This window comes from Amycolatopsis marina (assembly GCF_900111885.1).
In the GTDB taxonomy this organism is placed as follows: Bacteria; Actinomycetota; Actinomycetes; order Mycobacteriales; family Pseudonocardiaceae; genus Amycolatopsis; species Amycolatopsis marina.
The window spans coordinates 70,079-81,897 of record NZ_FOKG01000024.1; the positions used below are offsets into that span (position 1 = coordinate 70,079).

Annotated in this window: 13 protein-coding genes; 5 read left to right on the forward strand and 8 right to left on the reverse strand. The window is 66.8% G+C overall.

Going from position 1 to position 11,819, the window contains the following annotated elements; translation table 11 throughout:
- Window positions 1–143 precede the first annotated feature (143 nt).
- Genes BM199_RS28450 through BM199_RS28460 form a run of 3 tightly spaced genes read left to right on the forward strand, consistent with a single transcriptional unit; the run spans window position 144 to window position 3,698 of the window.
- The gene (locus BM199_RS28450) at window positions 144–2,681 is read left to right on the forward strand and encodes a molybdopterin oxidoreductase family protein (protein WP_091677950.1); all 2,538 of its coding nucleotides are present in this window, start codon (window positions 144–146) and stop codon (window positions 2,679–2,681) included.
- Between the two features lie 3 nt (window positions 2,682–2,684).
- The gene (locus BM199_RS28455; RefSeq protein ID WP_091677953.1) at window positions 2,685–3,143 is read left to right on the forward strand and encodes a hypothetical protein; all 459 of its coding nucleotides are present in this window, start codon (window positions 2,685–2,687) and stop codon (window positions 3,141–3,143) included.
- Between the two features lie 9 nt (window positions 3,144–3,152).
- Entirely contained in the window at window positions 3,153–3,698 is a 546-nt protein-coding gene (locus BM199_RS28460; RefSeq protein ID WP_091677955.1) for an HPP family protein, read from the forward strand.
- 23 nt (window positions 3,699–3,721) lie between these two features.
- On the opposite strand, the gene BM199_RS28465 is transcribed toward BM199_RS28460, so the two are convergent.
- The gene (locus tag BM199_RS28465) at window positions 3,722–4,195 is read right to left on the reverse strand and encodes an Lrp/AsnC family transcriptional regulator (protein ID WP_091677999.1); all 474 of its coding nucleotides are present in this window, start codon (window positions 4,193–4,195) and stop codon (window positions 3,722–3,724) included.
- A gap of 153 nt (window positions 4,196–4,348) precedes the next feature.
- Here BM199_RS28465 and hppD point away from each other — a divergent pair, with 153 nt between their 5' ends.
- Complete coding sequence (gene hppD, locus BM199_RS28470) at window positions 4,349–5,548, forward strand: 4-hydroxyphenylpyruvate dioxygenase (RefSeq protein ID WP_091677958.1); 1,200 nt, start codon at window positions 4,349–4,351, stop codon at window positions 5,546–5,548.
- 111 nt (window positions 5,549–5,659) lie between these two features.
- On the opposite strand, the gene BM199_RS28475 is transcribed toward hppD, so the two are convergent.
- Both BM199_RS28475 and ilvA read right to left on the reverse strand, forming a co-directional pair.
- Window positions 5,660–6,121: a hypothetical protein gene (locus tag BM199_RS28475; RefSeq protein ID WP_091677960.1), complete on the reverse strand. Its 462-nt coding sequence runs from the start codon at window positions 6,119–6,121 to the stop codon at window positions 5,660–5,662.
- Between the two features lie 88 nt (window positions 6,122–6,209).
- The gene (gene ilvA, locus BM199_RS28480; RefSeq protein ID WP_091677963.1) at window positions 6,210–7,412 is read right to left on the reverse strand and encodes a threonine ammonia-lyase; all 1,203 of its coding nucleotides are present in this window, start codon (window positions 7,410–7,412) and stop codon (window positions 6,210–6,212) included.
- Window positions 7,413–7,507: 95 nt separating this feature from the next.
- On the opposite strand from ilvA, the gene BM199_RS28485 reads away from it, so the two are divergent.
- Window positions 7,508–7,795 carry a hypothetical protein gene (locus tag BM199_RS28485; protein ID WP_091677966.1) on the forward strand — a complete coding sequence of 96 codons (288 nt, stop codon included), beginning with the start codon at window positions 7,508–7,510 and terminating at the stop codon, window positions 7,793–7,795.
- A 153-nt stretch (window positions 7,796–7,948) separates the two neighbouring features.
- Here the strand turns inward: BM199_RS28485 and BM199_RS28490 are convergent, their stop codons facing one another.
- The 5 genes from BM199_RS28490 to BM199_RS34760 form a co-directional block, all read right to left on the reverse strand.
- Window positions 7,949–9,106: a cystathionine gamma-synthase gene (locus BM199_RS28490; protein ID WP_091677968.1), complete on the reverse strand. Its 1,158-nt coding sequence runs from the start codon at window positions 9,104–9,106 to the stop codon at window positions 7,949–7,951.
- A gap of 23 nt (window positions 9,107–9,129) precedes the next feature.
- On the reverse strand, window positions 9,130–9,639 hold the full coding sequence (locus BM199_RS28495) for a hypothetical protein (protein WP_091677970.1): 510 nt from the start codon (window positions 9,637–9,639) through the stop codon (window positions 9,130–9,132).
- A 17-nt stretch (window positions 9,640–9,656) separates the two neighbouring features.
- Window positions 9,657–10,262, reverse strand: a complete 606-nt coding sequence (locus tag BM199_RS28500; protein WP_177242835.1) for a hypothetical protein — start codon at window positions 10,260–10,262, stop codon at window positions 9,657–9,659.
- 158 nt (window positions 10,263–10,420) lie between these two features.
- Window positions 10,421–11,275: an IS3 family transposase gene (locus BM199_RS28505; protein WP_245788830.1), complete on the reverse strand. Its 855-nt coding sequence runs from the start codon at window positions 11,273–11,275 to the stop codon at window positions 10,421–10,423.
- Entirely contained in the window at window positions 11,272–11,592 is a 321-nt protein-coding gene (locus BM199_RS34760) for a helix-turn-helix domain-containing protein (protein ID WP_245788845.1), read from the reverse strand. The genes BM199_RS28505 and BM199_RS34760 overlap by 4 nt, the downstream gene beginning before the upstream one ends.
- Window positions 11,593–11,819: the final 227 nt, after the last annotated feature.

The following is an 11,819-nucleotide window of genomic DNA, read 5'->3' on the forward strand; positions in this document are numbered from 1 at the left end:
GTCAGGGCCATCCGGAGTGCGTAAGACAGGCGCGGGATGGCCCTGACCGCGTTTGTGCTCCCCGTTCACGGTCGAAGTTTGGCGAAGCGGAAGGACCGGGTACTGCTCTCGGTCTACATCGCCGACAGGAGCCGGAGCGGGACATGACCGACCGCGTTGCCGATATCTGGGGTCAGCGAACTCCCCATGCCCAGGACACCTCGTGGCCAGTCCGCCTCGATCAGCACCTGGAGGAGGGGGTGGCCGAGTCCGACGTGCAACATTGGGTGCAGTCGGCCTGTGTTCTGTGCAGCAACGGCTGTGCCTGCGACATCGCCGTCAAGGACGGGCGCATGGTCGGTATTCGTGGCCGTACCGACGACGTCGTCAACCACGGGAGGCTGGGCCCGAAGGGCCTGTACGGCTCGTGGCAGTGGAACGGGCGGGACCGTCTCACCCGTCCGTTGGTCCGCGAGGATGGCGAACTGGTGGAGACCGACTGGGACACCGCCATGGATCGGATAGTGCGGCGGTCCCGGAGGCTTCTCGACGAGGTGGGTTCGTCGTCGCACGGCTTCTACACCAGCGGCCAGCTCTTTCTTGAGGAGTACTACACGCTCGGCGTGATCGGCAAGGCAGGTCTGGGCACGCCGCACATGGACGGCAACACCCGCTTGTGCACGGCGACGGCAGCAGCGGCGATGAAGGAGAGCTTCGGCTCCGACGGCCAGCCGGGCAGCTATACCGACGTCGATTCCTGCGACGCGATCTTCCTGTTCGGCCACAACATGGCCGAAACGCAGACCGTCCTGTGGATGCGGATCCTCGACCGGCTGCACGGCCCTGACCGGCCACGAATTGTCGCGGTCGACCCAAGGTTCACCAAGGTCGCGGAGGCCGCTGTCGAGTCCGGCGGCGTTCACCTCGCACCGCTACCCGGCACGAACCTGGCCCTGATGAACGGGCTGGTGAACCAGCTGATCACACAAGGATGGGTCGACGAGGAATACGTGTCGGCCCACACGCTTGGCTTCGAGAAGCTCGCGCGCACCGTCAAGGCCTACACACCGGAGATGGTGGGCGAGATCTGTCGGGTGTCACCGAAGGACCTCCGGCGAGCAGCCGAGATCTTCGGAACCTCGGGGCGAGTGCTGTCCACTGTCCTGCAAGGCTTCTATCAGTCCCACCAGGCCACCGCCTCCTCCTGTCAGGTGAACAACCTGCATCTGCTCCGCGGGCTGATCGGCCGTCCTGGTTGCGGCGTGCTCCAGATGAACGGGCAACCCACCGCTCAGAACACCCGGGAGTGTGGTGCCGACGGCGACCTGCCCGGGTTCCGCAACTGGGACAACCAGAACCACATCGACCAACTGGCCGAACTGTGGAACGTGGACCCCCTCGTCATCCCCCACTGGGCCCCGCCGACGCACGCCATGCAGATCTGGCGCTACGCGGAACAGGGCTCCATCAACTTCCTGTGGATTTCGGCCACCAATCCCGCGGTGTCGATGCCCGAACTTCCCCGTATCCGGGACATCCTCCGCCGCGAGGATCTGTTCGTCGTCGTCCAGGACGGCTTCCGCAACGAGACCGCCGAGTTCGCCGACGTGGTACTGCCCGCTGCCCTGTGGGGCGAGAAGCAGGGCACGTTCACCAACGTCAACCGGACGGTGCACCTGTCGGAGAAGGCCGTCGAACCGCCCGGTGCGGCTCGCAGCGACCTGGACATCTTCCTCGACTACGCGCGGCGGATGGACCTGCGCGACCGCGACGGCGAACCGCTCATCAAGTGGCGTGATCCGGAAGGTGCCTTCGAGGCGTGGAAGGAGTGCACACGAGGCAGGTTGTGCGACTACACCGGACTGTCCTACGACAAGCTCCGCGGTGGCAGTGGAGTTCCCTGGCCCTGCAACACCGAGCACCCCGACGGCAGTGACCGGCTCTACGCCGACGGAGTGTTCCCCACGGCTCCGGAGGTGTGTGAGAGCTACGGTCACGACCTGCTCACCGGCGGTACGACCCCACCGACGAAGTACCAGGCCGAGCGACCCGACGGTCGTGCCTTTCTGAAGACCGCGGAGTACACGCCTGTCCCGGAGGGGCCGAGCGAGGAGTACCCCTACGTCTGCACAACTGGGCGCACGGTCTACCACTTCCACACCCGGACCAAAACCGGCCGCGCGCGGCAACTGCGCAAGGCCGCCCCGGAGCCCTGGGTGGAACTCTCGCCGGGGGACGCCAAAGCCTTGGGCGTCGATGAGGGTGACCTTGTCCGAGTCGAGTCCCGTCGTGGCGCGATGGAAGCACCCGCGAGGGTCGGGCGTGGACGCGACGGCACGGTGTTCCTTCCCTTTCACTACGGATACTGGGACACGACCGGTACAGGCAGTCCCGACGGACAGCCGCGCGCCGCGAACGAGCTGACGCAAACCGAGTGGGATCCCGTGTCGAAGCAGCCGCTGTTCAAGGTCTCGGCTGTCCGGGTCACGAAGCTCGGACCGGGACAGGATTGCGCTCCCGCTCCCACCACCACCGCATCCGCTCCGCACGATCCAGCAGCCGTACCCGCGACCCGGGGGGATCAGGACGCCGGGACACGAGAGGACGTCGGCGTCGCAGACCCGCCACGGCAGGTTCCCAGTCCTGGGCACACCCCCGGGGTGCCGGACCCCGTGTTGCCGCATGCCGCAAGGAAGGGCTGAACCATGCACCTGCCAACCTACGTCGGCTTGCTCGATGCCTCGCTGCGCTCGCTCGCCGACGCGTTTCGTCAGGTGAGCGACGGCCACGGCGAGGAACCTGACGTCCACCACCTCTGCAAGGTCCTGGCCGGCCAGATCGACGGACAACTGACGATGCTCGTACCGGTGGTACGTCACTACGGTGAGAAAAGCGAGCAGGAGCCCGAACGGCTGCACGCGACCGGCCTCGACAGCACCCGTAGCGGCGGTGTCGGGCTGTTGCGGGATCTGCAGGACCTGTACATGCTGGGCTCGTTCGTCGAGATGACCTGGACAGTCGTGGGACAGGCGGCACAGGGACTGCGCGACAGGGAGCTACTGCACATCGTGCACTCGTGTGAGCAGGACACCGCGCAGCAGCTGCAGTGGTTGCGCACCCGGATCAAGCAAGCGGCACCGCAAGCCCTCATTGCCGCGAAGTAGGTGCGGGTCATGACAGGGCCATCGCCGGGCGGCGCATTGGCCGCTGCCGAGAACCGTGCGGGCAGAGCGGGCGCTGGTATGTACGCGTTCACCCTGTGCCTGGTCTTGTTGGCGGCTGCGGGCCTCGCAGGGCTGCTGCTCAAGCAGCCCTACCTGTTTCCCAGCCTCGGCCCCATCGTGATGCTCTACTTCGAGTCTCCGATGCAGAAGTCCGCACGCCCCCGCAACACGCTGATCGGGCACGCGGTGGCGATCCTGGCCGGGGTGGGTTGCCTCGCCGTGTTCGGACTCGCCGATCATCCACCGGTTGTCCAGGAAGGCATCAGCGGCATGCGGATAGGCGCCGCCGCCCTGTCCGTGGCCCTAACCGCGTTGGTTCTACGCTTGCTGGCCTGCCCGCATCCACCGGCCGGCGCGACGACCCTGATCATCAGCCTGGGGCTGCTCACCTCCGCGGGCGAGTTGGTGTCCATCGCTGCCGCCGTTGTACTCGTCACCGTGCTCGGTGTCGCGCTCAACCGGATTTTCGGCGTGCGCCAGCCACTCTGGTCCTGACTGCGTTCAGGGCTCGTCGTGGGTCAGGCCTGTGCGGTCCGCTCCAGCAGGGGCCGCACCCGGGGTGGCACCGGGGTGGAGAGCGCGATCGAAGTCGAGGTCCGGCGCACCCCCGGCACTCCGACGACCTCGTCGATGACCCGCTGCAGGTCGTCGTTGGAACGTGCCACCATCCGCACGAACAGGTCGCCCTGCCCAGTCGTGGCGTGGACCTCACACACCTCGTCGATGGCGGCGAGGGCCTCCGCCACCTCGGCGCGTCTGCCCTGCGCGATCTCGAGCACCGCGAACGCGGTCAGCCCGTAGCCCATGGCGGCGAGGTTGAGGGCAGGCGGGAATCCGTCGAGAATGCCGCGCTCGGCGAGCCGGTCCAGTCGCGCCTGCACTGTGCCCCGCGCGACGCCCAGCCTGCGGGCGCATTCGAGCACGCCGAGGCGCGGAGCATCGGTGAGCAACAGGAGCAGCCGCGCGTCGAGCGCGTCCAGTACTTCGTCCAGGGTGACCCCTCCATCTACACAGACTGTCCAGACTGGGCGTGCCGAGCTGAGTCTCACTGAACATATTGTCCAGTGAATCTGCGCTCTATTGCTCATCTTGCCTTACCGGCGCATCCTTCGACTACCGCAGTTCCACCACCGGAGGAAGCCGATATGACGCACACGATCGATCCACGGGGCCCTCTCGACGACGTCAGCTATGACCAGCTGCGCCAGCTTGTCGGACTTGTCGACCACGATGCTTCGGCCGACCCGTTCCCGGTCAGGGCGTTGGACGCCGTGGTGTTCATCGCGGGCAACGCCACCCAGACGGCCTGGTTCTACCAGGTCGCTTTCGGCATGCAGCTCGTCGCCTACTCGGGCCCGGAGACCGGCAACCACGACCACAAGTCGTTCGTGCTGAAGTCCGGTTCCGCACGGTTCGTCATCACCGGCGGCGTGCGCCCGGACTCCCCGCTGCTCGACCACCACCGCAGACACGGCGACGGCGTGATCGACCTCGCGCTGGAGGTCGCCGACGTGGACAAGTGCATCGACCACGCCCGCAGCCAGGGCGCCACCGTGTTGGAGGAGCCGCACGACGTCTCCGACGAGCACGGGACCGTGCGCAGGGCGGCCATCGCCACGTACGGGGAAACCCGGCACACGCTCATCGACCGCTCCAAGTACGCGGGTCCTTATCTGCCGGGCTACGAGGCACGAGAGAGCACGATCCGGCGTCCCGAAGGCGCACCGAAGCGCCTCTTCCAGGCCGTCGACCACTGCGTGGGCAACGTCGAGCTCGGCAAGATGGACTACTGGGTGGACTGGTACCACCGCGTGATGGGCTTCGTGAACATGGCGGAGTTCGTCGGCGACGACATCGCCACCGACTACTCGGCGCTGATGAGCAAGGTGGTGTCCAACGGCAACCACCGGGTGAAGTTTCCGCTGAACGAACCTGCGATCGCGAAGAAGAGGTCGCAGATCGACGAGTACCTGGAGTTCTACGGCGGACCAGGCTGCCAGCACATCGCACTGGCCACCGGCGACATCCTCACGACGGTGAGCGCGATGCGCGCGGCGGGTGTCGAATTCCTGCAGGTCCCGGACTCGTATTACGACGACCCGGAGCTACGCAAGCGCATCGGTGAGGTCCGGGTACCGATCGAGACGCTCAAGGAGCACCGGATCCTGGTGGACCGGGACGAGGACGGCTACCTGCTGCAGATCTTCACCAAGCCGATCGGCGATCGCCCCACCGTGTTCTACGAGCTGATCGAACGCCACGGCTCACTCGGCTTCGGCATCGGCAACTTCAAGGCGCTGTTCCAGGCGATCGAGCGCGAGCAGGAGCGCCGGGGCAACCTCTGACCGCGGCTCGGGGAAGTTCCCGAATGCCACATTGGGGACGGTGAACGTCCCCAATGTGGCATTCGGGAACTCCCGCACGCCGCCGCTCCGTACGCGCCGAGGCGTGCCAGGTCAATCCGGGACACGTCGTGTGACCTTCGCGTAGGACCGGATGGTCGCAAGGAGCAGCCCGATCACGACGACCCCCAGGACGCCGTGATACCACCGCCAGCCCACACCGACGCCGACGAACCCGTCCACGATCATGATCATCGCACCGGCTCCGACCGCCAGCGACATGCCGACGAGCACCACCAACATCAAGGTTCTCGGCACCCTGCGACCGAGACCGGTGACCGTGGCGACGGCGATGCCCGCGGCCACCAGGCCGGAAACACTCGCGCTCCACTGTGCCGTGGTCACGTTCATGAACTCCCGCGCGTAGCTTTCGTGTTCGGCGGCCGGCACGACGGGCCCGCCCGGGAATCCGAGTCGCGCCTGCAGCGCGAACGCGGCCTTTCCCGCGGCGTAACCGAAGAACAGCATCGCCGCGGCATACGCAGGCCAGCGCGGGGCGACAGCAGCCTTGACCATGTCGCGAACGTAGCCGGGACGAGGCACGGCATTGCTCCCGAAAGCGGGGGAAACTCCTCCCTCGCAGGAGGGAACTCGCTCCTTGTGGCTACACGACGGTGAACCCGCTTCGCTGCAACCCGGCCGCGACCTCCTCGCAGTGCTCCGGCCCTCGGGTCTCGAGGTTGAGCGCGACCTCCACCTCGCCGAGCGCGAGCCTGCCGGAGATCCGCGAGTGCTCGACGTCGAGCACGTTCGCCCCGAGTTCACTCACCTTCGACAGCACGCCGGCGAGCGATCCCGGTCGATCGGGCACGAGCAGACGCAGCTTCAGATAACGTCCCCCCGCCGTCATTCCGTGCTGGATGATCTGCAGCAGCAACAACGGATCGACGTTGCCGCCGGAGAGCACCGCGACGACCGGCGCCTGGAACCTGCCCGGATGCTCCAGCAACGCCGCAACGGCGGCGGCCCCGGCCGGCTCGACCACGAGCTTGCGCCGTTCCAAACACAACAGCACCGCGCGGGACAGCGATTCCTCGGTCACCGTGATGACGTCGTCCACCAGCGCGGACACGTGTGCGAAGCTGACCGGTCCCGGCTGCCCGACCGCGATCCCGTCCGCCATCGTGTGCATTTCCGGCAGCCGCACCGGCTCGCCCGCCTTCAGTGAGGCTGGGTACGCCGCCGCGGTCTCCGCCTGCACCCCGATCACCCGCACGTGCGGCTTCAGCGCCTTCAGCGCGCAGCCGACGCCGCCGACGAGGCCACCGCCGCCGGTGGCGACCAGCACGGTGGCGACGTCGGGCACCTGCTCGAGAATTTCCAGGCCGACGGTGCCCTGCCCGGCGATGATGTCCGGGTGGTCGAACGGGTGAATGAACACCGCGCCGGTTCGCTCGGCGAAGGCGATCGCCTCGTCCAGCGTCTCCTCGATCACCTCGCCGTGCAGGTGCACGTCGGCTCCGTAGCCCCTGGTCGCGGCCAGCTTCGGCAGCGGTGCGCGCTCCGGCATGAACACCGTGGCCTTCGCACCGAGCAGCCGCGCTGCCAGCGCGACGCCCTGCGCATGGTTGCCCGCGCTGGCGGCCACCACACCGCGGCCGCGTTCCTCCTCACTCAGCCCGTGAATCCGGGTGTACGCGCCTCTGATCTTGAAGGAACCTGTCCGCTGCAGGTTCTCGCATTTGAGATACACCGCTCCACCGTGCAGTTCCTGCAGGTCGCGGGCGTGTTCCATGGGCGTCTGGCGGGTCACGCCTTCGAGCAGGCCCCTGGCTTCCCAGATGCGGTCGACACTGACGAGTTGCATGAAAGCCGATGATGCCACCCGACCAACAGGGGACGTAATGCCACCGTGAACCAGGTACCCTGATCCTGAACTCAGCGATCGACCGGGGAGACAGCATGGCACGCGCCACCACGCCGGGCACCGCGCGCGGACTTCGCGGCACCCGAGCAGCGGGCGTGCTACCGCTGATCGCGGGGGTAACATCCGCGCTCGCGCTGACCGGCGCCGCGTTCTACACGGTCGAGTACGCGGGCTGCGGCGATTCGGGGCAGTACATCCGGCACGACAGCCACATCGAACTCGTCGGCAGCTGTGTCGACGGCGCGAAGCTACCCGCCGTCGACCCCACCCAGAACCAGCGTGGTCCCGCGGACAACGCTGGCACCAGCAACTACCGCCCCTGACCCTGACAGCCGCGGCCCGCGAACTGGTCCGTCGCGGGCATTACCCGAGAGCTGTGCTGAACAGGCGCGCGATCGACCCGCAGCCGCGTTCGCGAGGCCTTCTGCCCCGGCGCGCCACACGTCACCTCAGGTGGACACAGTCTTCAACTGTTCCTAGCCGAGAGCTGCGGACAGGTCGGCGATCAGGTCCCGCACGTCCTCGATTCCGACGGACAGGCGGAGCAGTTCCGCTGGAACCTGCAGCAACGAACCGGCGACGCTGGCGTGCGTCATACGTCCAGGGTGCTCGATCAGCGACTCGATGCCACCGAGTGACTCGGCCAGGATGAACAGTTCCGTCCCCGCCGCCGCGTCCAGGGCCGCCTGCTCCCCGTCGACGTGCGTGAAGGACACCATGCCCCCGAACCGGCGCATCTGTTTCGCGGCGACCTCGTGGCCGGGATGCCCGGAGAGACCCGGGTAGTAGACCGTGCCCACCTTCGGGTGGTCCACGAGCATCTCCACGATGCGCTCGGCGTTGTCGCAGTGGCGCTCCATCCGGACCCCTAGTGTCTTCAGCCCCCGAAGCGTCAGCCACGCGTCGAAGGCGCCGGGCACCGCACCGGAGGCGTTGCGCAGGAAGAACAACTGCTCGCGCAGCTCGTCGTCGTCGGTGACCACGGCGCCGCCGACGACATCCGAGTGCCCACCCAGGTACTTGGTGGTGGAGTGCAGAACCACGTCCGCGCCGAGGGCCAGCGGGTTCTGCAGATAGGGCGTGGCGAAGGTGTTGTCGACGACCAGCTTCGCCCCGGCCACATGCGCGGTCTCGGCGAGCGCCGCGATGTCGGCGATGCCCAGCAGCGGATTGGTCGGCGTCTCGCACCAGACGAGCTTCGTCTCGGGACGGATCGCGGATCGAACATCATCCACATCGGACAGGTGCGCCACGTCGTAGGAGATGCCCCACGAGGTCAGCACCTTGTCGATCAGCCGGAACGTGCCGCCGTAGACGTCGTTGCCGAGCACCAGGTGATCACCTGGGCGCAGCGTCGCCCGCAGCACCGCATCACTGGCTGCCATGCCGGAGGCATAGGCCAGCGCGTGCTTGCCGCTCTCCAGCGCGGCCAGCGCCTCCTCCAGGGCGGTGCGCGTGGGGTTCGCCGTGCGGGAGTACTCGTAATCACCCTCCCGAGTGGCCCCGACACCGTCCTGCGCGTAGGTGGAAGTCTGGTAAATCGGCACGATGACCGCGCCGGTACGCGGGTCGGGCTTCTGACCAGCATGAATAGCGCGAGTTTCGAAACCAAGCCTGGCGGGATCGTGAACCATGGCTCCACCCTACGACCGCGGGCTCACCAACCGTGGACCGGATACCAGGGGCCCGGGTCGGGTTCCTCGACCCAGCGCGCCGTGGACGGCGCGAGCGCCAGTAGCAGCGTGATCACCGCGGGCACGACCACGATCGCCAGCGCGAGCAGTCCACCCACGAGTCCCACACCCACGAAGCCGACATATGCCAGTCCCGCGAGGGACAACGTCCCGGTGAGGGCGTACAACAGCAGCGCGGCGGCGGTCCCGGCGACAACGAGAATGCGTCCCTTCCACCGCTTCCGCAGGAGCAGGACCGCACCGCAGATCAGTACGGCGGCCAGCACGAGATTCAGCACGAGCCCGATGACCAGGCTGAGCACCGAGACTCGGCCTTCGACCAAGTTCAGCGCGTTGCCGACCACCCCACCGAGGTGCCAGGCACCGCCCACAATGGCCAGTGCGGCCGCGAAGAACGCTGTCGCACTCCGTTCCACGGCGAAGTGTTCTTCGGCCAGGTCGTACTCGAAATCGGGATACTGCTCATCCTGCATGCGATCTCCACGAAGGATCACCACGCCGGAGGCTGCCCGCCCTGGTACGGCGGGTAGCCCTGTTGCGGAGCAGGGTAGCCCTGTCGCGGCCCGTAGACACCCTGGGGCAGCGGCTTGTGCTTGAGGTACCGGAAAGTGGGTGGAAGCGCGGCGAGCAGCAGCACTATCGGCGCGAGCACGATGGCGCCGACCCGGGAGAAGGCCGTGTCGCTCTCGAACTGGAAGGTCATCTCGAAGAACATGCCGTACTCGGACCGATAGAGCAGCGCGGGTTCGAGTAGGACCGAGGTCAGGGCCAGGGTCGCTCCGATGATCAGCAGAACCGCGCCGACCACGCTACGGAACAGGGTCACCACGGCCCCGATCAACAGCAGGATCGCCGCGGCGAGGTACAGCCCGAGGACCGTGAGGGCCTCCCCAGGCAGATCCCCGATGCTGATGCCCGAGGGAATCTCGATGAAGGTGTAGACCGGCAGGTAGCCGACCAGTCCGCAGAGCGCCAGCCCGAGCAGACCGGCGATGATCGCGGTGGCACCGTTGGGGTTGCGGGGCGGAAGCCGCGGCGGGTAGCCGACCGATCCCATGCCTTGGGGTTGTGCCTGATAACCGTACGGGTTGGTCACGACTCCCCCAGGAAGGTTCGCGGCGGCGAGGTTCGGGCTCAGGTTAGCGGTCGCGACCGGCGCTCGGACCCCTTTTCCCGAACTAGCCGAAAACAAGGTGCCCCCGGCCGAACTGAACTGGTCCCCGGATGTTGGACTGGTTAAGTGAAGGTTAGGGGTTAGGCGACGAGGGCCTGGGTCCGGTATTGCACCGGGCTCAGGCCCTTGAGCGTGGTGTGACTGCGGTCGTTGTTGTGCCAGGCGATGTACTCGTGCAGTGCGGTGGTGAGCGCGGCGGTGTTGAGGAACGTGGCGTGATGGAAGAGTTCTTCTTTGAGGTGTCCGAAGAAGCTCTCGATGACGGCGTTGTCCAGGCAGTTTCCCTTGCGGGACATGGACTGGGTCGCCCCGGCGCGTGCTAGCAGCCTGCGCCACGAGGCATGCTGGTACTGGAACCCTTGATCGGAATGCACCAGTGGCGTCTGGCCTTTCCCCAGTGTCGCGAGGGCGTCGCCCAGCGCGGTGTTTGTCAGCGTGAGCGTGGGTGCGCTGCTGACTCCGTAGGCGATGATCTGCCGGTCGAACAGGTCCATGATCGGCGACAAGTACACCTTCTGATTTCCCACGACGAACTCGGTCACGTCGGTGACCCACTTCTGGTTCGGAGCGGTCGCGGTGAACTCCCGGGCCAGCAGGTTCGGGGCGATCTTACCGATCTCGCCGGTGTAGGAGTTGTATCGGCGTCGGCGGCGGACCCGGCAGATCAGCGCGAGTTGCCGCATCAGTTTGAGCACAGTCTTCTTCGCTATTCGCCAGCCCTGCTTGACCAGTCCGGCATGGACACGGCGATGCCCGTAACGTCTGTGGCTGTTCTCGAACGAGGTCGTGATCGCGGCCTTCAACTCAGTCTGCGGGTCACCTCTGCGCGAGCGGGCCTGGTGATAGAAGAACGTGGATCGGGCCAGCCCGGCGGCAGCGAGAAGGTGTTCGAGCGAGTGTTCAGCCTTGAGAGAGAGGACGGCCTGGGCCTTCACCGTCGTTGCTGCCCTCTCAAGGCCCGCAGTTTTCCCAGGTAAGCGACCTCCGCCCGCAGCCGGTCGTTCTCCCGCCGCAACTGCTCCAGCTCACTGGGCTGCTCGCCCGGGCTGTCCGGTGGCTTGGGCGGGCGGCCCTTCCGTTTCGGACGCAGCCCGTCCTCGCCCTCCCGCCGATACGTCCGAGCCCAGGTCTTCACCAGGCTCGGAGACGACAGGCCATGCTCTGCGGCCAGCTCGGCGGCCGGCTCACCAGCAACGAAGCGTTCCACCACCGACAGCTTGAACTCGAACGAGAACGACCGCTTGGTCGACATACTCACCAACGCCGCCCTGCCATGGATCCTCCACCGCCGATACAGGCTCCGGACCGGCCACCGCGCCACCCCGAGCAACGTCGACACCGTCCTATCGGCCAAACCCTGCTCAAACCACACTACAGCGGCCTCCCGCTGCACCTCAGACAACGAACTACGCGGCTCCATACAACTACTCCCCGAGAGTCAGAACTGAATTTTCAGTCCAACTCCCGGGGAGCAGTTCA